This is a genomic window from Streptomyces sp. 6-11-2 (assembly GCF_006540305.1).
GTDB lineage: Bacteria > Actinomycetota > Actinomycetes > Streptomycetales > Streptomycetaceae > Streptomyces.
In genome coordinates this window covers 7,791,561-7,810,988 of the sequence record NZ_BJOR01000001.1, presented here as the reverse complement: position 1 = coordinate 7,810,988, position 19,428 = coordinate 7,791,561, and the positions used below count along the sequence as shown (strand labels likewise).

The window sequence follows — 19,428 nt, the reverse complement described above, 5'->3', positions numbered from 1 at the left end:
AGCGGTGAACGGGGGATGATCCGGTTGGGTCTGGAGATCGAGAGCCGGCCGTCGGAGCTGCCGTACATCGAGCGGGTGTGGCGCAGCCGTAGCGAAGACGTGAGCCGGATGACGTCGATCGCGACATCGCACTGGGAGCTCGTCTTCTGGGAGCACCACGGTCAGGTCCAGGCGGCCGTACTGGGCCCGGAGCCCAAGGCCTGCCTGGCCCCCGTCCCCAAGGACGCCACGTTCTTCGGCATCAGCTTTGCCCTCGGCACCTCGATGCCGCACATACCGATCAGCCGGCTCGTGGGCGGTAGCGCGGAGATACCCGACGTGACGCCGCACTCCGTCTGGCTGAAGGGCTCCGCTTGGCACCCGCCCGATTACGACAACGCGGAGGCGTTCGTGCGGCGCATGGTGCGTGAGGGCATCGTGGACTGCGACCCGATCGTGCCCGCCATGCTCGACGGCGCCACCCTCGACGTCTCCGAGCGCACCCTCCAGCGGCGCCTTGTCGCGGCGACGGGCCTCACCTGGGGCGCCATCCGGCAGATCCGACGCGCCCGCGAGGCGGCGGTACTGATCCAGGAGGGTGCGCCGGCCCAGGACGTCGTGCACCGGCTGGGCTACTTCGACCAGCCGCATCTGGCGCGGTCCCTGGCCCGGTACATCGGCCGGACCGCCACTCGGCTGAGCGCTCCGGACAGGGCGGAGCCCCTGTCGCTTCTGTACAAGACCTCAGTCTCGATGCCCGCATAGTCTTCCTGGCGTAGCCGACGGGGTCGGCTCGTTCCGGCCAGAGGGCCGTCCCGGCCGGGACCGGGCAGACGACCCCGAACTCATGACGGAGGAATCATGCGCAAGGTCGTTTCGGGTCTGTTCGTCTCGCTCGACGGTGTCGCCCAGTCGCCGAACGAGTGGCAGTTCGCTTTTGACGAGGAGATGGGCGCGGCGCTCGGGGAGACGCTGGAGACGGCCGACACGATTCTGCTGGGCCGGGTGACCTTCACCGAGTGGGCCGGGTACTGGCCGACGGTGACCAGCGGCGAGGATGTCGGCTTCGCCAAGTGGATCAACGATTCTCCCAAGTACGTCGTCTCCTCCACGCTGGACAGTGTCGAGGACTGGGCGAACAGCACGCTCATCAACGGCGATCTGGCGGCCGCGATCGAGGAGCTCAAGGCGAGCGAGGGCAAGGACATCACCGTCGCGGGCAGCCCGACGCTGGTGCGTTCGCTGCTGGAGCAGGACCTGCTGGACGAACTGGTACTGCTGATTCACCCGGTGGTGGCCGGCGAGGGCCGCAAGAAGCTGTTCGCCGACGATGCCAACCTGAAGAAGTTGCAGCTGGTGAGCGCCCGGCCGACCAGCAGCGGAGTGATCATCGCGACCTACCGTCCGACGCGCTGAGCGCTGCTCGGCGCGGGCTTGGTACAGGGACGGGCAGGAGATTGATCCGCTTGGCCATGTCGAGGCGGACGTGCCAAGCCACCGCGCACGAAATCACCGGAAGCTGAGCGGCCCGCGCCATCACCGCCACCCCGACCTTGCCCTTGCACAGCCGGCCATCGGGGGAACGCGTGCCCTCCGGATAGATGGCGAGCAGCTCTCCCTTCGCCAGCACCCCCTGCCCCTCTCGGATCTCCGCCTGCCCTGCGACCCTGCCGACCTGTCCACCAAAATCTGCGCGGCACCGCGGACCCTGCAGCAGCTCCGAGCAGTCTCCAGCCTGCGGCGCCCCCACCCGTCAGCCGTCGAGAAATTTACCTAAAACCCATTGACTCGGAACATAAAGCGTGGATGGTGGTTCTTAGGCCACAACACCGAAAAGGTCGCAAAGTCGATGAGGACGCCTAGTCGGCGGAGCGGCTTCGACAGGATGTGGTTCAGGCCCCCGGCAAGCCGGCGCGATACCGAGGCGACAGTGACGACTGAAGCTTCAGGACACGTGCAGCACTACCGGGGACTGTTTTTTGCCCTCGCAGCCTTCGCACAGGCCTGGCCACAAAGCACGAACGTCCCCGCTCCCTGCCTGGTGGCAGGGAGCGGGGACGTCGGTAGGGGTTCAGGTGTCGTCCTCGTTGCCGTCGTCCGGCGGCCAGTCCGGCTCACGGATCCCACTGACGTCGCACCCGTCGGAAGGCCGAATGCCGTGGACAACCGCGGCCGACTCGCCTACGTCGTCACCCTGCGCCCCTTGCGGCCCCTCGCGCCGTCGCGGTGATCAGACCCCGGCCGCACTCCTGGATCCGTGGGGCGGGCGAACCTGCGCAACATCCTCACCGCGTCCTTCACCGGTCGGGGCCTCGTCGTGCATCCGCAGGCGTCCGTGATCACCGGGGTGCGCGCCTGTCGGTCCGTGGCCGCGCTGCCGCAAGTGCTCGACCTCGCGGTCGTCGCCGTCCCCACCGCGGCCGTTCCCCAGGTCGCCCAGGAGCGCGGGGAAGCCGGCGTGCACGCCCTGCTCGTCGTCTCGGCCTGTCTGGACGCAAACCTGGCGGAGAACCTGATGAACGCGCGCCGTCGTCACGGCATGCGGCTGGTGGGCCCGAACTGCCTGGGCCTGGCCAACACCGAGGACGCCGTCCGCCTGGACGCCACTTTCGCCGCCGGGCATCCCAGGCCGGGCACGGCGGGTGTCGCCGTGCGGTCGGGCGGTGTGGGCATCGCGCTGCTGGACGGGCTGGCCCGGCTCGGCATCGGCGGGTCCACTTTCGTCTCGCTCGACGACAAGTACGACGTCAGTGGCAACGTCCTGTCCCGCACCGCCCGCCGTGTTGCCCGCACCCTGCCGGTCCTGGCCGTGGACGCCGAGCGCTCCGCGGCGGGGCGGCGGGGCGGCGGGGCGGCGGGGCGGCGGGGCGCGACCTCCCATAGGGCGGCAGCCGCCACCCCCACCATGACCCGCCGCCGACCTGCTGGTCCTCGGGCTGGTCCCAGTCCTGCGGCGCGCCGGTAAGACCGGAACCCGGTTCTGGCACAACGTGAAGGAATAGGAGGCCAAGGAATCCCCCACGGAAACCGTGCCGCGTAGTGGCACAGCAGCGATTTCCAGAACCGAGTAGCCGGACTGTGCAGCTCGTTGCACCAGTTGTTCGGTGAGTGTGCGGTCCCTCCAGACATACAACTGGAACCAGCGCTCTGCACTGGGCGCTGCTGCCGCGACGTCCTCCAGCGACGTGGTGGCCATAGTGGACAGTACGTACGGAAGGCCCGCGGCAGCGGCCGCGGACATCACCGCAGGCTCTCCGAGTGCGGAGATCATACGGGTGTAACCGGTCGGCGCCAGACCCAGTGGTGCTGAGACGGCTTTGCCCAGGATTTCCGTGTTGAGGTCAGGAGCGGAGACATCGGTCAGCGCGCGCGGCACGAACCGCCGGCGTCGGAAGGCATCCACGTTGGCACGCAGGCTCGTCTCCTCGTCAGCGCCGCCGTCGATGTAGTCGAAGACGGAGCGAGGCAGAGCCCGGCGGGCCAGCAGCCCGAAGTCCTCCGTGGTGTGTGCGGCCGCCAGGTGCCGGCGATGCCGGTTGAGTTCGACGGGTTTGAGCTGGATGAGCGCGCGCACTTCATGGATTTTCATCGGCAGTTCGCCTCGCCCTTCACAATTCCGAGTCTTGCGTATGAGACAGCTGTCTCGAATTAGAGGTGCGGATTTCTCCGTGTGCCCATCCTGTAGGGCGGCAGGTGGATAACTCGTGGGCTGATGCTGGTGCACGCATCGTTCCCTCATCGGCATTGAGGTCCCCGACGTCCTCGACTCCTCGTCGTGGGCCTTTGCGTGGTCGGTGGGCTGATTCCAGGTCTCAGATCGCCTTGGCGGGGTTGAGGATGCCGATGGGGTCGAGTGCCGTCTTGATGGCCTGGTGCACGCTCATGGCCTCGGCCCCGATTTCCAGTTCGAGCCATCGCCGCTTCAGCGCGCCGACGCCGTGCTCACCGGTGAGGGTGCCGCCCATCGACAATGCCGAGCGGAAGACCTCGTCGGCTGCCTCCCAGACATTGTGCGGGACTTCATCGGTGCCTGATTCGAAGACGAAGGTCGGGTGGAGGTTGCCGTCGCCTGCGTGAGCGACCGTCAGGACGGTGACTTTGTGCTCGGCGGCGATCTGCTCGATCCGCTCGACCATGTCGGGGATGCGGGATCGCGGGACGCCGACGTCCTCGACCAGGCACCGTCCGAGGCGCTCGGCGGCCGGGTAGGCGAGCCGGCGAATCTCAAGGAGCTGGGCGGCTTCGAGAGCGTCAGTCGAGGTGGCGACGAAGTCGGCGCTCGCCGCCTCGAAGGCGTTGCCGATCAAAGCCGCGGCCTGTTCGTCATCGGCCTGGGCGAGGAGCATGGCGGCGGTATCGGTGTCGAGGCCGATGTGCTTCCAGTCGTCGATGGAGCGCAAGGTGGCCCGATCCATCAGTTCCATCAGACCGGGAGTGATGCCCGAGCGGACGACACCGGCGACTGCCTCGCCTGCGCTGCGCAGAGAGGGGAAGCTGCCCACGATGGTGATGGGTTCCTGGGCCGGGCGCGGGCGCAGTCGGAGGGTGGCGCCGGCGATGATCCCGAGCGTTCCTTCCGAGCCAACGAACAGGCTGGTCAGGTCGTATCCGGTGACGCCTTTGACGGTGTGGCCGCCGGTGGGGATCACGCGGCCGTCGGCGAGGACCACTTCGAGCCCGAGCACCCAGTCGCGGGTGACTCCGTGCTTCACGCAGCGCAGGCCGCCCGCGTTGGTGGCGAGGTTGCCGCCGATCATGGAGGTCTCCCAGCTGGACGGGTCAGGCCCGTACATCAGGTTCACCGCCCGAGCGGCGCGGTCCACATCGGCGGTGATGACGCCGGGCTCGACGACGATGTACTGGTCTTCGGCGTTGACCTCGCGGATGGCTGTCATCCGGGACAGGCAGAGCACGAGGCAGCCGTCGGTAGCGGTTGCCCCGCCGGCCAGACCGGTTCCGGCGCCGCGGGGCACCACGGTTTGCCGTGGGCGTGCGCCCAGCGCATGGCTGTTGACACTTCCTCGGTGCTGGTGGCCAGCAGGACGGCGAGGGGGTGACCGGGCACGACCGTGTGGGCCTCGTCGCGGCGGTAGCCGTCGATGATCTCCGGGTCGGTGATCAGACGGCCGCCAGCGAGGAGGCCGGCGAGTTCTTCGATGGGGTCCATGGGAGCGTCCGTTCGTCGCTTTCATCAGCTTTCGAAAGGGTCCGACCCCGCCGATCCGGGGGGATGTCGGCGGGGCCGGACTTGGGCAGCCGGCGCTCCGGCGGCAGGCACGGCCACAGGTTGCGCCGGCTGTGATCAGCTCGGAGTTGTGGCGCCGGCGGGGGCGGTGTCGGACAGGAAGCCCTCCGGGTAGATCATCTGTTCCGGTGCCCGGGAGCGACTGCGGCTGAGGGGGTAGTACAGGGCGGCGGTGACGACCAGTCCGACGATCCAGGAGATGTCGGCACCGCCGAGCATCTTCGTCATGGGGCCGGTGTAGAGGGTCTGGGCGAGGAAGGGGATCTGGGTGACGATCCCGGCGGCGTAGCAGCCGAGCGCGACGGGGTTCCAACGGCCGTAGCGGCCGTCGGGGTCATACAGGGCGGGAATGTCGACGCGTTCCTTGGCCACGAGGTAGTAGTCCACCAGGTTGATGGCGCTCCAAGGGGTGAAGACCATCAGCAGGGTGAGGACGAAGTTCTTGAAGTTGCTGAGGAAGTCGTGGCTGGCCAGCAGGGCAACGAGAACGGACAGCGCCAGGAAGCTGGTGATGTACAGGGTGCGCACGCGCGAGGAGATCCGCCGTTCGCTGGTGAAGGCGGAGACGGTGGTCAGGATCGACATGAACCCGCCATAGGCGTTGAGAGTGTTGACGGTCAGTTTGCCCACGACGATGACCAGGTAGATCAGCAGCGCGACCGCACCGCTGCCGCCCAGGTGTCCCAAGAAACCGATCTGGCTGTCGAGGAAGCCCTGCCCCGCAGCGGCCGGCAGGGCGGCGAGGAGTGCGCCGAAGGCCCCGGACCACTGCGAGCCGAGCACGCTGCCCCACAGGGTGCAGTGGAAGGTGGTGCGCGGGGAGGTTGTCCTGGGCAGGTAGCGGGAGTAGTCCGCGACGTAGGGGCCGTAGGTCAGCTGCCATCCGGCACCGAGAGAGATCGCGAGCAGGAAGGTCGCGGCGTTGAAGGGCTTGGCCCCGAGCAGGGAGCTGAGGTGGTCCGTGGTGGTTACGAGCCGGAAGGCCAGGTAGGCGAAGCCGATGCCGCCGAGAACGGTCGTGACACGCCCCAGGGCGTGGATGTAGCGGTATCCGAGTACCGCGACCAGCGCGGTCAGGGCGCCGAAGACGATGATGCCCACCGGGCGGGCACTGGTGTGCACGATCTCGTTGACGGCCTGGCCGGCCAGCACGGTGCCGGTGGCCGCGAAGCCGAGGTACATCACGATGACCATCACGAGCGGGAGGACTGCGCCCAGGACGCCGAACTGCGCGCGGCTGGAGATCATCTGCGGCAGGCCAAGGCGCGGACCCTGGGCGGAGTGCAGCGCCATGACGATGCCGCCGAGCAGGTTGCCCATCAGCAGGCCGATGATCGCCCACAGGGGGTCGGCACCGAAGGCGACCGCGAGCGCACCGTTGACGACGGCGGTGATCTGCATGTTCGCGCCGAACCACAGCGTGAACTGGTTGAAGGGTCTGCCGTGGCGCTCGGATTCGGGCACGACGTCGATGGTGCGGCGTTCGACGAGCTCGGTGGGTCTGACGGGCGGATCCAGTTGTGCCATGGGTGCGCCTCCTACGGCGACGGTATGGGGCTGGGCGGGGTCAGAGGTGTGCGAGGTGCTTCGGCCAGGCCTGACGGACCAGTTCGGTCGGGGCCGGGCGGCGTCAGGCGAGAGCTCGCTCCACGAGTTCGAGCCCCCTGGTCGTCGGGACACTGATGCGTACGGTTCCGGGCACGCCGAGGGCGCTTCCGGGGCGGACGGCCACGCCGTGCCCGGCGAGCCTGTCGATCAGTTCTGTCTCGTCCCGGGCTTCTACCAGGACGAAGTTGGCCTGGGAGGGGACGACCTGGTAGCCGGCGCGGGTGACGAGGCTGGTCAGCGCTTCTCGGTGGGTGAGGGTGTGCCGGCGGACCGCCTGGTGGTGCCCGGCATCCCGCAGGGCGGCGAGGCCGGCGGCCTGTGCCAGCACGCCGACTGAGAAGGGGGCCCGGATCTTGCGCAGCGTCTCCACTATGGCGCTGTCCGCCACCAGGTAGCCAACTCGCAGACCAGCGAGCCCGTGGATCTTGGAGAAGGTACGCAGGACCGCCACCCTGCCCTCGCGGGCGAGAGGCATCGCGGTCGTGGTGCTCGGGTCGTCCGTGAAGTCGATGTAAGCCTCGTCCACCACGACCAGGCGGGCACGACTCTCGGCGACGAAGCGTTCCAACGCCGCCAGCGGCAGCGCGGTGCCGGTCGGGTTGTGCGGGTTGACCACGTAGGCGATGTCGGCGTCCGCCTTGGCCATCGCGTCCAGGTCGTGGGCCCAGGCGCGCAGCGGAACCTTCGTCAGATGGGCACCGACCACCTGGCTGCTGATCTCGTCCATGCGGTAGGCCGGGTCCGCGCAGACCGCGCGACCGCCGTGAGCGAGATACGCCCACGCCAGCAGGAAGATCAGTTCGTCGGAGCCGTTGCCCACGAGGATCTGCTCGGGAGCGACCTGGTGCAGCCGGGCCAGCTCGCCGCGCAGCTCACCCGCCAACGGGTCCGGGTAATGGTGCGCCCCGGCGGCGGCCTCGGCCACCGCCTGGGCCACCTGCGGGCTCGCGCCGAGCGGCGACTCGTTGGACGCGAGCGAGCCGTCCTCGCTGCTCGCATGCACACCGGGCCGGTAGGGCTCGATACGGCTCAGCCACGGCCGAGGTTTGATCATTGAGGAGACCCTCCCAGGATCGATGCCAGTCGTCCGCCCGCGGGCCGACGTGCTCGCCCGCGTGACAGGAGTGAAAGGCTTCGTTCGTATATACGAAAACGAAACGCTTATACGGACGGAGGCACCATAGGAGCGGCTCAACCGGAGTGTCAATGGCCGGTTGTCGAGCGCAGTGGACCCATTGATGACAACCAGGGAACGGTGTTTCTATATGCGAACAGACCCGGAGGAGGAACGTGAGTACATCCGTCGTCCGCGCCATGCGCATCCTCGACCTACTGGCCCACGCAGACGAGGCGATGACGCTGACCGAGATCGCCGAAAAGCTCGACATACCCAAGAGCACGGCCTTCGGCATCCTGCGCGACATGGTGAACGAGTCCTTCGTGTCGCTGCCCAAACCGGCCACCTACACCATCGGCCTGAAGGCATTCGAGGTCGGCTCCGCCCACCTCCGCCGCGTCGGCGTCACCGGCATCGTGACCCCTGAGCTGAGCCGGCTCACCCGCGCACTCGGGGTCACCTCGCACTACGCGATCCTCGATCGCACCGACGCCGTCTACCTGTGCAAGCAAGACCCACCCGGCCTCGGGATCCGTCTGGCAAGCTCTGTCGGCGCGCGCCTTCCGTCCCACCTGACCGCCGTCGGCAAGGCCTGCCTCGCCTGGCTGGCCGAAGAACGTCTGCCCGAACACATCGAACTGACCGCGCCGGACGACACCGGCATGGCGAATCCGCTCCAGCAACTCACCGCGGAGCTGACCGAGATCCGCCAACGCGGCTTCGCCGCCGACAACGGACAGATCACACCAGGAGTCACCTGCGTCGCAGCACCGGTCTTCAACCCGGCAGGCTGCCAAGGCGCCGTAGGTGTGAGCTACCTGCGCGACACCGCAGTGGACTTCGACACCCTCGTCACGCAGGTCCGCGAGGCCGCCGGCCGGACCTCCGCACTGCTCGGCGGAGCCCCGGCCTGACAACGCTCCCTTGACTTCTCCCCCTCCTGGAGGAGGGGGATTCTCACCGCTCGCGCTGTGAGGTTTTCTGCTTCGTCGCCGACTGCCCGTCCGGACTTCTCCGTTGAGGTCTTACACCGGCTCCACAGACCGACGCCACCAGCCCGGCGGCCAGGAGGTTCTTCGCCGCGTTCACGTCCCGGTCATGGGTCGTCCCGCAGGCACACGTCCAGGTACGGACGCTCAGCGGCATGCTCTCGGCGAGGACACCGCAGGCGGAGCACAGCCTGGAGGACGGGAAGAAGCGGTCGACCGCGTGCCTCGGGTTGGCGATCTTCTCACCGGTCGAGACGGTCAGCAGGTGGTCCAGTCCCACGTCGATCCCGACCGCCGCGTCCGCAGCCGGCAGCGGGCGCACGCCGGGGTCCTCGCACAGGATCGACACGAACCAGCGCCCCGCGCTGTCCCGGGATACGGTCACCGTGGACGGGAATGCGCCCTCAGGCAGGGGCCGGGACCAGACGATGTCCAGCGGCCGGTCCATCTTCGCCAGCGTCAACTGCCCGTCCCGGAACCGGAACCCGCTGGTGGTGTACGCCGCGCTCCTGCGCGACTTCTTACGCGACTTGAACCGCGGGTACTTGGCCCGCTTGCCGAAAGAGCCCGCGAACGCCGTCTGCAAGTGCGCAAGGAGTTTCCGATGGCCGCAAGGAACACGCGGATCTCACCGGCCCCGCCGCCCAGAAAGCCGCCGGACGCTTGGAGACGTTCGGCGCTCGCGCCCGCATCCAGGGGCAAGATCGTCCTGGAGGAGAGCCGACTGCGACGGGTTGTGACCCGCCACGACCCGGCCATCCATCTTGGCGAGTAGGTCGCCTGCGTCCGATCAGCGGACGAGACGGGGCAAGTCGATGTCGATGCCGAAAGGGACTGCTGTCTTCATGCGGTCGCGACTGATACCGGTGGCGACGTAGGCGCGGGTGGTGTGGTCCAACTCGTACGTGTGGATGACGGGCAGGCCGTTTTCCTCCTCGATACGCCAGTAGTGCGGAATACCCGCCTGCGCGTACTTGAACGGCTTCAGCGACCGGTCGCGGTCGGCGGACTCGTCTGAGACGACTTCGATGGCGAGGGCAACCTGGTCGGGGAGGTAGCGCGTACGGTTCGGGTCGTACGGGACCGTGACAGCAAGGACGTCAGGCTCGGGCCGGTTCTTCTCGTTCAGCTTGACCGTCATTTCCCGGTCGATCTCGAATCCCTCGGGAGCCTGATCGTCCAGTGCGGTCGTAAGCCGGGTGACGACGCGGGCGTGCCAGGACCGCTGCGGGGACATCATGAAGATCAGCGCTCCATCGATCAGCTCGGTGTGTCGTGGGAGGTCGGGTGCGTTGTCGAGGTCATCGGCCTCCCACCCACTCGGCCGGGGCGGCAGCATCCAGGGCGGGAGTGCGTCCCATGCGGTCGTCATCGTGTCCTCCTTCGGGTGCCCCGGCCAGCTTAATCCGTCAGTTCCGCTTGGCGGCGGTGCGGGCTGCGACGAGAGCAGCGACGGGGTCGGCTGTGGCGGGGGCGCAGGGCCACCAGTCGGCGGTGGTGCCTCGGTCTTCGCGGGTGTAGGGGTGCCAGCGGTTGTCGGGGCCGAGGCGGATCTGAATGCCTTCGTTGTGGGCGGTGAGGCGGTTGCGCCAGACGCGCAGCCGGACTTCGGCGCTGTCGGGTTCCAAGAGGGCGGTGCGGGCGGCGGCCATGGCGGCGGGGTCGGGGGCGAGGTGCGCGCGGGCTACGGCGAGGCCGGCGGGTCCGCCGTGGTGCAGTGCGCGGACCAGGCGGGCGAAGTCGCGCGGGGCCAGGCCTGTGGCGTGTACGAGTTGGTGGAACCAGTCCTCGCTGATGCCTGTCGCGGCGAGGCGTACCGCGTCCTCGACGGGGGCGCTGGTGAGCGAGGCGGTGTTCCCGGCGGCGAGGCTGCGGGCGCGCTGGGCGGTGTCGCGGGTCAGCGCTTCGAGGTCGTCGAGGGTGAAGGGGGTGCCAGGTGCGGGCGCCGTGGTGAGCGGGGTAAGGACGGTGTCGGTTTCGCCGGGCGCGGTACCGGCCGTCTCGGGGGTGGGCGGGGTGAAGGTGCCGTTCCAGGCGGCGAAAGCGTCGCGGGCGGGCACACCCTCGCCGCGGGGTGCGTCGGCGGTCGTGGACGCGGTGCCGGTGAGCATCTGGCGGCGGGTGCGCAACGCGCTCAGGACGGCGTCCTTGGTGCGGCCGCGGAGGGTGAAGAGCCAGAAGGGGTCGTCATCGAGGTGGACGGCGGTGGCGTAGCACAGGGCGGCGGCGTGCTTGCAGGGGTAGCCCCAGTCGGGACAGGAGCACTCCGGGTCGAGTTCGCTCGGCTCGGGCAGCAGAGGGACGCCGGCGGTGCGGGCATCGTCGACGAGATCGGTGGGCATCTCGCCATCGAGGAGGGCGGCGGTGCGGCCGACTTGGGCGGCGATGGCGGCGAGGAGGGTGTCCCACTGGGCGTCGGTGAGGACGCGCAGGTGCACCGCGGCGTCGTACGGCCAGGGGGCGCTGCCCTCGACCTCGGCGTGCAGCATTCCGGGGGTGACGGTGACCGGGCCGACCATGCCCTTGCGGGCGTAGGTGCGGCCGCGGGAGAGGCGGCCGGAATCGAGGGTGGAGGCCTCCAGGGCGTCCACCCAGGCCTGCCCCCACCAGGTGGCGGCGAAGGCGCGGCTGCCGGTACGGGGTGCCTTGCGGGCGGGGGTCATTCCTCGAACTCCTTGGAGAGCGCGACGAGTTCGGCGAGGTCTGCGTCGGAGAGTTCGGTCAGGGCGGCCTCACCGGAGGCGATGACCTGGTCCGCGAGGGCGCGCTTGGCACCGAGCAGGCGGGCGACCTTGTCCTCGACGGTGCCCTGGGTGGTGAGGCGGTGGACCTGGACAGCGCGGTCCTGGCCGATCCGGTAGGCGCGGTCGGTGGCCTGGTCCTCGACAGCCGGGTTCCACCAGCGGTCGTAGTGGATCACGTGGGTGGCGCGGGTGAGGTTGAGGCCGGTGCCGGCGGCCTTCAGGGAGAGCAGGAAGACGGGGAACTCGCCCTGCTGGAAGGCGGCGACCATCTCCTCGCGCCGGGGGACGGCGGTGGCGCCGTGCAGGTAGCGGGCACGGACGCCGCGGTCGGCGAAGTGCTGCTGAAGGAGCTTGCCCATCTGCGTGTACTGGGTGAAGACCAGGGCGCCCTCGCCTTCGGCCACCACCGTGTCGAGCAGTTCGTCGAGGAGTTCCAGTTTGCCCGAGCGGCCGGGCAGCGGGCCGGCCTCGCGCAGGTAGTGGGCGGGGTGGTTGCAGATCTGCTTGAGCGCGGTGAGGAGTTTGAGGACCAGGCCGCGGCGGGCGATGCCGTCCGCCTTCTCGATGAGGGCCATGGCCTCGCGTACCTGCGCCTCGTACAGGGCGGCCTGCTCACGGGTGAGGGCGACGGGGTGGTCGGTCTCGGTCTTGGCCGGGAGTTCGGGGGCGATCCCAGGGTCGGACTTGCGGCGGCGCAGCAGGAACGGGCGGGTGAGCCGGGTGAGGTGCTCGGCGGCCTGCCGGGCCTGATCGGCGGTTTCCTCGTCGCCGTCCGTGTCGAGCGCGCCGCGCTCGATGGGCTTCGCGAAGCGGTCCCGGAAGGCAGCGAGCGGGCCGAGCAGGCCGGGGGTGGTCCAGTCGAGCAGTGCCCACAGCTCGGAGAGGTTGTTCTCGACCGGGGTGCCGGTGAGCGCGACGCGGGCACGAGCAGGCAGGGCGCGCAGTTCGCGGGCAGTGGTGGCGTACGGGTTCTTGACGTGCTGGGCCTCGTCGGCGGCCACCAGTGACCACGTGACGGCGGCGAGCCGCTCCCGGTCGCGGCGCAGCACGCCGTAGGTGACCAGGACGAGTTCGTTACCGGCAAGGTGGTCCAGGGTGCGCTCCCCGCCGTGATAGCGGCGCACGGGGACGGCGGGGGTGAAACGGGCGGCCTCGCGCTGCCAGTTACCCAGGAGGGAAGCCGGGCAGACCACGAGGGTGGGGCCGGCGGTGTCAGGCTGTTCCTGCCGGTGCAGGTGGAGGGCGAGCAGGGTGATCGTCTTGCCGAGGCCCATGTCGTCAGCGAGGACTCCGCCCAGCGTGAGGCGGGTCATGTCCGCCAGCCAGGCAAGGCCCCGCAGCTGGTAGCCGCGCAGGGTGGCGGTCAGGCCCTCCGGCGCCCGGACAGGGGTACGGCCCTCGGGGTCGCGCAGCCGGGCCACCAGCTCACCGAAGGTGCCGGCCGCCTCGACCGCGACACGCTCGCCGTCCCATTCCACCTCCCCGGTCAGCGCCGCTTGGAGGGCGTCCAGCGGGCCGAGTTCGCGGCTGCGCCACCGCTTCAGGCGGGCCACGAGTTTCGGGTCGGCGACGACCCACTGGTCGCGCAGCTTGACCAGCGGACGGCGGGCCTCGGTGAGCAGGTCGAGTTCGGCTTCGGTGATCTTCTCGCCGCCTAGCGCGACATGCCAGGAGAAATCGAGCAGGGCATCGCGGCCCAGCAGAGTGTCCACGGTCGCGCCGGGAGCGGTGGCCGCCCCGATCTCCGCGCGCATCTCAAGGGCCTTGACCAGCTCGCGTGGCCAGTGCACGCGCACGCCCGCCGTGCGCAATGCGCCGGTGGCGTCCCCCAGCAGGTCCATGGCCTCCTCGTCGTCGAGCCGGAGCGCGCTGGGGGCGGCCTCGGCGAGCAGGCGGGTCAGCGGCTGCCAGGCGCGGGCGGCGCGGCGGAGCGCGAGCAGCGCCTCGGCCTCGGCGTGCGGGCCCAGCAGGCGCTGTGCGCGGTGCGGGTCGGCCCACAGCTCGGCGGCGTCCAGGACCAGGGACGGGTCGGCTGCGGTGCGCAGTTGCGGCACGGCCCGGTAGGCGCGGCGCCGCCCGGCCGGGGGCTCCACCCTCAGTTCCACACTCACTTGCGCGGCCCGCTCGGCGGCGGCCTCGACCGCCCACTCGACCAGGCCCGGATGCAGGGCGGTGGCCCGGTCGGCGTACGGGTTGCCGGGCACGGCCCAGCCGGTTGCCGGGGTACGCGGAAGAGTGTCGGCGAGAGCATCGCAGAACTCCCGTACCAAGGTAGCCGGTTCGGCGATGCGCACTATCCGGTCGTCCGCCATGGGCGCGGGGAGGTTGTGGGCGTAAGGAGGCAGCGCGGCGGCCAGCGCGTCCAGGTCCCGCTTGCCACGCGCGCCTGGCGGCCCGAAGCGCCAGGTGGTGTAGGTGTCGGAGGTCAGCGCCGGATACAGACGCCCCTCGCCGAGCAGGTCCAGGGCACGGCGGGCGACGGCCGCCCACGCGGCGAGCGAGGGATGGACACCGGAGGCGGGCAGGTCGAGCAGAAGGGCGAGGGTGTCGTCCGGGGAGAGCGCCCACCCCTCGACAGTGCGGGTGCGCACCCCGCCGCCATGCGGCAGGACCAGCGAAAGGCGGACCCGCCCCACAGCCTCCGGGGCCGCGGCCTGGGCGGGCACGCGGCGGGCCTCGGCGGCAGGCCGGTAGAACACCAGGTGGCCCAGCCGGGCCGGTTGTCCCGGCTCGGCCGGCACGAACACGGCGGCCCATGCGCCGGCGGCGAGGTGCTCGCGCGCCCAGGCGACGGCGGAGGGATCGGCGAGGGGAGAGGCCTTGGTGCCGATCTCCCTGACGAGCAGGCTCACGTGGCGTTCCCCACCTTGAACGCGGCCTTCCGCAGCCGCTTGGCCAAGGCCTTGTCGATGGGCTTGACCGCGTCGGCCGACGCACCGAGCACCTCACCGGCGTGCGGGTGGCCGGCCCGCCACAGGTCTTCGGCCCGCTCGGCTACCTGGTCGAGTGGGCGCGGCCCCGTCTCCGGACCCGCCAACAGCCTCTCGCTCAGCGCTTGTTCACTGCGGCGTGCGAAGGAAAGTGCACCGTCCACGCGCATCCACTCCGAGCCCCACGCCGCCTGGCCCTCGGCGGGTTCGCCAATCCAGTGCAGTATCGAGGCCGCCGCGTGCGAGCAACCCGTGACCTTCGAGACGGCCGCCTTGCCCAGTACCGCCTTCGCCCGCCCGGCCTCGCCCGCCTTCAGCACGGTCGCCGGCACCCGCGGGGCCTCAAGGCGGCGCAGCGCGTCAGCCGGCTCCGTGCCGTCGCAGGCGTCCACCACCTGCACCGCCGCGGAGCGGCCCCCCGCCTCCGCCGCCGCATCCGCCTCGCCCCCATACGAGGGGAGCGCGGCCAGCAACTCGCGGGCGTCCGCCCCGGCGAGCGACCCGATCACCGGCGCCGGGATGCCCGCTCCCGCCAGCAACGTACGCAGGCCGGAGCGGCCCAGCGGGGTGCGCCGCAAGCGGCTCACCGGCAGCGGGTCGCGCCCACCGCCGTCGAGAAGCAGAGTGAGGGCGGCGTCTGTCAAAGTCCGGTCGTCTTCCCACTCGGCGGCCCCGAACAGCTCCACCGTTGCGGCGGTGCCGTCGTACCGCTCGGCGAGGAGTGCCGACACCAACTGCCAGGCCGACCCCTCGGGCAACCCCTCCAGACCGCCGGTCAGGTAGTCGCCTACGTCCCACTCCTCGCCGCCGTGCCGGACGACCGTGGGGCGCGGGCGCTCCCCTGCCTCGTATCGCTGCAGCAGTTCGGCCAGGCCCCACACGCCGCCGAGGTCCTCGGCGGCGGGCATGGCGCGCCGCCCGCCCGTGCACAGCGCGAACTCCCCCTCGCCCTTCACGGCGGGGCGTACCTCCTCCACCGTGATCCGGTGCAACCAGTCGTCGCCGAAGTCGTAGATATAGTCCATGCGGTCGCCGGTGCGCGGCAGGACGTCCGCGAGAGCGGCCTTCTCCTCGTCGAAGGCAGCAACGCCGAAGTCGCCCGGCGGGGCGTATCGCCCGCCCGAGCGGTCCTCGGAGGCATGCAGATGTGCGCCCTGCCGACCGAACGCCACTTGGAGCACGTCATACGGCGAGCCCAGCGAAACATACGAGGACATCTCAAGGCGTCGCCACATCGGCGGTTTCGTCCCCCCAAACCAGACTTTGAGCTCGTGGACGGAGGACGTGCGCTTGCCGGGACTGCACTGGGCGGTCATGAGCTGAGGGCTTCCCACTTGTCGTAGGCGTACGCGCAGCCGCGCCCCGCGCGCCCGCCGCCGTACGCCGAATGGCTGGCCCGGCCATTCTCGCAGCCACGAACCGCCGGACCGGCCGCCCGGTTGAATCCCGTCCGGCCGACTTGCGCGTAGCCCAGAGCCTTCCGGACCACCGGGAATTGCTGAGGAGCGTTGCAGGTGACCAGTTCGATCCGGGCCTCGGTGGGGCGGTGGGGGTCGCCCAGCGGGTCCCCGCCCAGTACGTCGAGCCGGCGGTTCCACCGTTGCTGAAGCGGCGGGGGGCCGAACCGGTTGGGGAACCACGTGATCAGGCCCTCTGCGTAGACTCCCCAGACCTTCGCCCGCATCCCGGAACGGCTGTTGCTCACGCGCTCGGCCGTCTGGCTGAACTAGGCCGTGTTTTAGGTCCGGGTTCCGGTCCATGCCTCGTGCCGTGATGATCACCGTGTGGGGCGTGGGGATCTTTCTGATGAGCAGTGGTCGGTGCTGGAGTCGTTGCTGCCTGCGGCGGGTGTGAGTCGCAGGTGGCCGGGGCGGCGACGGCTGGTGGATGGTGTGCGTTGGCGGGTGCGGACGGGTGTTCCGTGGCGTGACCTGCCGCCTGAGTACGGGCCCTGGCAGACCGTGTACGGGTTGTTCCGGCGATGGCAGCGGCAGGGGGTGTGGGCCCGGCTGCTGACGCTGTTACAGGCGCGGGCCGATGAGGCCGGGCTGATCACGTGGGAGGTCAACGTCGATTCCACGATCTGCCGGGCTCACCAGCATGCGGCCGGTGCCCGCCGGGACGGCGCGGGGCAGAAGGAGGCGCCTGGTGGTGTCGCCATCGAGCCCGACGACCACGGGCTGGGCCGGTCAAGGGGTGGGTTCACCACGAAGCTCCACCTGGCCTGCGAGCAGGGTCAGAGGCCGTTGTCGCTGCTCGTCACCGCCGGGCACCGGCACGACAGCCCGCAGTTCCAGCAGGTCCTGGAGGCCATCCGGGTGCCTCGGACCGGTCCTGGCCGGCCGCGATCCCGGCCGGACAAGGTCCGGGCGGACAAGGCCTACGGCTCCCGCGCGAACCGCGCCTACCTACGCAGACGCGGCATCGGATGCACGATCCCGGAGAAGGCCGATCAAGTCCGCAACCGCAAGAAGCGTGGTTCACGAGGCGGCCGACCGCCGAAGTTCGACAAGATCGACTATCGCGAGCGCCATGCGGTCGAGTGCGGGATCAGCCGTCTCAAGCAGCACCGGGCAGTGGCCACCCGATTCGACAAGCTCGCGGTTCGGTACGAGGCGACGGTTCACGTCGCGGCGATCCACCAGTGGTTGTGAGCCGTCGGGCGGCCAGGCGGCCGTGCCATGCTGGCCACCGGCACTTCGAGCAGCACACGCATGGGGAGGTCCGGTGGCCGCTGATTACTACTGCGCGGACAGCGAGAACGGCGACCACGTCGACGACCCGTCCGAAGACGCCCTGTTCGAGCTGGTAAGCGACCTGAACGGCACAGACAACACCTTCGTCGTCATCCAGCCCGACGAGGACGATCCCGCCTGGTTCGCGTCCGTCGCCGTCCTGGAGACTGGCGGCTACGAGATCGTCCGGCGTGACACCAGCCGCCGCGAGCACGACGTCATCGTCGAGACAAGCATCGACCAGATCGCGGGCGACCTCACCAAATGGCTGGCCACCCGAGCTACCTAAAACACGGCCTAGTGCCGCATCAGGCAACGTTCGCCCCGTTGCCTGATCGAACTCTGTTGCAGGAATGGGTGGCGACTTCTTTGGTCATGAGACACGAAGTGACCTGTTGGTGAGTGGCGTTGGGCGGTGGGAGAGTGCGCTGGCGCCGGTCCGGCTACGCGAAGCGTTCGTGGTCGGCCAGCACCGCGTCGATCACATCGAGATGGAAGGCGACTCGCCCGTCCCTGGGATCGGAGCACTCGGTCAACGTCAGCAGGGACTTCCACAGCGCCCAGCCCCTGGCCCTGGCCCAGGTGCCGTCATCCTGGCCAACCGTGTGGCGGAATGCCTCGCGGCTTTCCTCGCGGAGCATCGTCCAAGCGATCACGAGATCGCAGGCGGGGTCGCCGATGCCCGAGGTACCGAAGTCGATGACGGCCGACAGCTTGCCGTCGGTGACAAGCAGGTTGTTGCCGCCGAGGTCGCCGTGGAACCATACCGGCGTTCCACGCCATTGGGCCTCGAGTGCCGCTTGCCAGGCCTCGGTGGCCCTCACGGTGTCGATCCGGCCGCTCAGGGCGGTGATGCAGCGACGCGTCTCGTCGTCATAGTGGGCGGGTGACGCGCCGCGATACCCGCTGTGCGCGCCGGCGAGAGGACCGCCCTTGGAGTCACAGCGCTGAAGGGCGAGGATGAACCCGGCGACGCTGGTGGCGAACTGGGTCATGTCGTCGATGCGTTCGGGAGAAGCCGTCTCGCCGGGCAGCCAGCCGCGCACGGACCAGGGGTAGGGGTATCCCGCGCCAGGGGCTCCCTTGGCCAGGACCGTGGGGACAGCCACCGGCAGCGCGGGGGCCAGGCGAGGCAGCCAGTCGCATTCCTTGTCGACCGCAGGGGCGTAGCCGGCTGCGGTGGGCAGGCGGACCGTCATGTCGTCACCGAGGCGGTAGGTGCGGTTGTCCCAGCCGTCCACAGCCACCGGGACCACGGGCAGACGGCTCCACTGAGGGAACTGATCGGTGATCAACCGCTTCACCAGGTCGGCGTTGATTCCCGCGCGCCCGTCCGGCGCAGCTGTAAGCACCCGCTGATCCTTACCGGTGAGGTCGTACCAGGCAAGTGATTAACGACGCGAGACACATCTGAATGTCTAGAGGACCGTCGAACTTCGGGTCGACCGCATGGATCGACGACGAGTCCGGGAAGTATCTCAAGCGATCTCATCCTCCTCGGCTCGCTGCCTGGCGAACCGCTCCCGCAGCCCGACCTCGCCGCTCGGCACGTGCGTCTCCTGCTCCCCTGCGGGAGTGAATACGACCGCATACTCCTCGAAGCCCTCGTTGGCACCCCATGTTTCTCGCTACACCGCCTCCTCGTGACGTTCCCGCGAATCCTCCCGCCCCCGCGCCCATATTTGGACGCGACAAACATGGGACAGATCGAGATCAATGGCCGGCTCGCCCGCCTCGATGCTCTGGCCGAACGCCACGATCGGTCCGGGGGCGGGTGATGCGACGCCGTTCATGGTGTCGCACGCGTACATCCGACCCCCGTATACAGGCGCGAAGGAAATGGTAGGCCCGGGAGGCCGGGTCGCCCGGGGCGACGAACGCGGAGAGGAAGAAAGCCCGTTTGAGTTGCATGGAGCTTGACCGCAGGGGTGCTGAGCTGCTGTTTCGGGTTCTGACGGAGCGCGAGGACCAGCTGACCTTCAACGGCCCCATCATCCAGACCGGCACCGAGTCCTAGCGCCGCGCCCCACACCAAGGCCCAACCGAACAAGCCCAGGCCAGTTGACCGGGCACCACATGGG

At 69.7% G+C, this 19,428-nt stretch carries 15 protein-coding genes and 5 pseudogenes; 7 read left to right on the top strand and 13 right to left on the bottom strand.

Annotation, left to right across the window (positions count from 1 at the left end; genetic code table 11):
* The first annotated feature begins 15 nt into the window (after nt 1–15).
* On the top strand, nt 16–744 hold the full coding sequence (locus TNCT6_RS35145; RefSeq protein ID WP_141365599.1) for a helix-turn-helix domain-containing protein: 729 nt from the start codon (nt 16–18) through the stop codon (nt 742–744).
* Between the two features lie 96 nt (nt 745–840).
* Nucleotides 841–1,395, top strand: coding sequence for a dihydrofolate reductase family protein (locus TNCT6_RS35140; protein WP_141365597.1), 555 nt, complete (start codon nt 841–843; stop codon nt 1,393–1,395).
* Nucleotides 1,396–1,474: 79 nt separating this feature from the next.
* On the opposite strand, the pseudogene TNCT6_RS41335 reads toward TNCT6_RS35140, so the two are convergent.
* A pseudogene (locus TNCT6_RS41335) lies at nt 1,475–1,683 on the bottom strand (lysophospholipid acyltransferase family protein); the annotation flags it as partial.
* 448 nt (nt 1,684–2,131) lie between these two features.
* Between TNCT6_RS41335 and TNCT6_RS35130 the strand changes: the two are divergent.
* Nucleotides 2,132–2,896: pseudogene (locus TNCT6_RS35130) on the top strand (CoA-binding protein); the annotation flags it as partial.
* Between the two features lie 153 nt (nt 2,897–3,049).
* Here TNCT6_RS35130 and TNCT6_RS42220 read toward each other — a convergent pair.
* From TNCT6_RS42220 to hisC, 5 genes and pseudogenes are all read right to left on the bottom strand, one after another.
* A pseudogene (locus tag TNCT6_RS42220) lies at nt 3,050–3,568 on the bottom strand (alpha-hydroxy-acid oxidizing protein); the annotation flags it as partial.
* Nucleotides 3,569–3,791: 223 nt separating this feature from the next.
* Nucleotides 3,792–4,952 carry an FAD-binding oxidoreductase gene (locus tag TNCT6_RS35120; protein WP_253266347.1) on the bottom strand — a complete coding sequence of 387 codons (1,161 nt, stop codon included), beginning with the start codon at nt 4,950–4,952 and terminating at the stop codon, nt 3,792–3,794.
* Nucleotides 4,871–5,146, bottom strand: a complete 276-nt coding sequence (locus tag TNCT6_RS41330; RefSeq protein WP_253266346.1) for a hypothetical protein — start codon at nt 5,144–5,146, stop codon at nt 4,871–4,873. Before TNCT6_RS41330 ends, TNCT6_RS35120 begins: the two co-directional genes overlap by 82 nt.
* A 135-nt stretch (nt 5,147–5,281) precedes the next feature.
* The gene (locus TNCT6_RS35115) at nt 5,282–6,751 is read right to left on the bottom strand and encodes a cytosine permease (RefSeq protein WP_141365595.1); all 1,470 of its coding nucleotides are present in this window, start codon (nt 6,749–6,751) and stop codon (nt 5,282–5,284) included.
* Nucleotides 6,752–6,854: 103 nt separating this feature from the next.
* Nucleotides 6,855–7,886 (bottom strand): histidinol-phosphate transaminase, encoded by a 1,032-nt coding sequence (gene hisC, locus TNCT6_RS35110; protein WP_141365593.1) that lies wholly within the window; start codon nt 7,884–7,886, stop codon nt 6,855–6,857.
* Nucleotides 7,887–8,122: 236 nt separating this feature from the next.
* Between hisC and TNCT6_RS35105 the strand changes: the two genes are divergently transcribed.
* Entirely contained in the window at nt 8,123–8,863 is a 741-nt protein-coding gene (locus TNCT6_RS35105; RefSeq protein ID WP_141365591.1) for an IclR family transcriptional regulator, read from the top strand.
* A gap of 43 nt (nt 8,864–8,906) precedes the next feature.
* Here the strand turns inward: TNCT6_RS35105 and TNCT6_RS35100 are convergent.
* The 6 genes and pseudogenes from TNCT6_RS35100 to TNCT6_RS35075 form a co-directional block, all read right to left on the bottom strand.
* Nucleotides 8,907–9,542 (bottom strand): annotated as a pseudogene (locus TNCT6_RS35100) (RNA-guided endonuclease InsQ/TnpB family protein); the annotation flags it as partial.
* 186 nt (nt 9,543–9,728) lie between these two features.
* A complete protein-coding gene (locus TNCT6_RS35095; protein WP_141365589.1) occupies nt 9,729–10,310 on the bottom strand; it encodes a Uma2 family endonuclease in 582 nt (193 codons plus the stop codon).
* 37 nt (nt 10,311–10,347) lie between these two features.
* Entirely contained in the window at nt 10,348–11,601 is a 1,254-nt protein-coding gene (locus tag TNCT6_RS35090) for an SWIM zinc finger family protein (RefSeq protein ID WP_141365587.1), read from the bottom strand.
* The gene (locus TNCT6_RS35085; RefSeq protein ID WP_373996226.1) at nt 11,598–14,534 is read right to left on the bottom strand and encodes a DEAD/DEAH box helicase; all 2,937 of its coding nucleotides are present in this window, start codon (nt 14,532–14,534) and stop codon (nt 11,598–11,600) included. Before TNCT6_RS35085 ends, TNCT6_RS35090 begins: the two co-directional genes overlap by 4 nt.
* Entirely contained in the window at nt 14,531–15,928 is a 1,398-nt protein-coding gene (locus TNCT6_RS35080; RefSeq protein ID WP_141365585.1) for a plasmid pRiA4b ORF-3 family protein, read from the bottom strand. Before TNCT6_RS35080 ends, TNCT6_RS35085 begins: the two co-directional genes overlap by 4 nt.
* Nucleotides 15,925–16,317, bottom strand: coding sequence for a hypothetical protein (locus tag TNCT6_RS35075; protein WP_141365583.1), 393 nt, complete (start codon nt 16,315–16,317; stop codon nt 15,925–15,927). Before TNCT6_RS35075 ends, TNCT6_RS35080 begins: the two co-directional genes overlap by 4 nt.
* 79 nt (nt 16,318–16,396) lie before the next feature.
* Between TNCT6_RS35075 and TNCT6_RS35070 the strand changes: the two genes are divergently transcribed.
* The gene (locus tag TNCT6_RS35070) at nt 16,397–17,266 is read left to right on the top strand and encodes an IS5 family transposase (RefSeq protein ID WP_141365581.1); all 870 of its coding nucleotides are present in this window, start codon (nt 16,397–16,399) and stop codon (nt 17,264–17,266) included.
* 73 nt (nt 17,267–17,339) lie between these two features.
* The gene (locus tag TNCT6_RS35065; RefSeq protein ID WP_141365579.1) at nt 17,340–17,636 is read left to right on the top strand and encodes a hypothetical protein; all 297 of its coding nucleotides are present in this window, start codon (nt 17,340–17,342) and stop codon (nt 17,634–17,636) included.
* Between the two features lie 154 nt (nt 17,637–17,790).
* Here TNCT6_RS35065 and TNCT6_RS35060 read toward each other — a convergent pair whose 3' ends face one another.
* The gene (locus TNCT6_RS35060) at nt 17,791–18,699 is read right to left on the bottom strand and encodes an aminoglycoside phosphotransferase family protein (RefSeq protein WP_141365577.1); all 909 of its coding nucleotides are present in this window, start codon (nt 18,697–18,699) and stop codon (nt 17,791–17,793) included.
* Between the two features lie 548 nt (nt 18,700–19,247).
* On the opposite strand from TNCT6_RS35060, the pseudogene TNCT6_RS40510 reads away from it, so the two are divergent.
* Nucleotides 19,248–19,364, top strand: a pseudogene (locus TNCT6_RS40510) (AAA family ATPase); the annotation flags it as partial.
* Between the last annotated feature and the right edge of the window lie 64 nt (nt 19,365–19,428).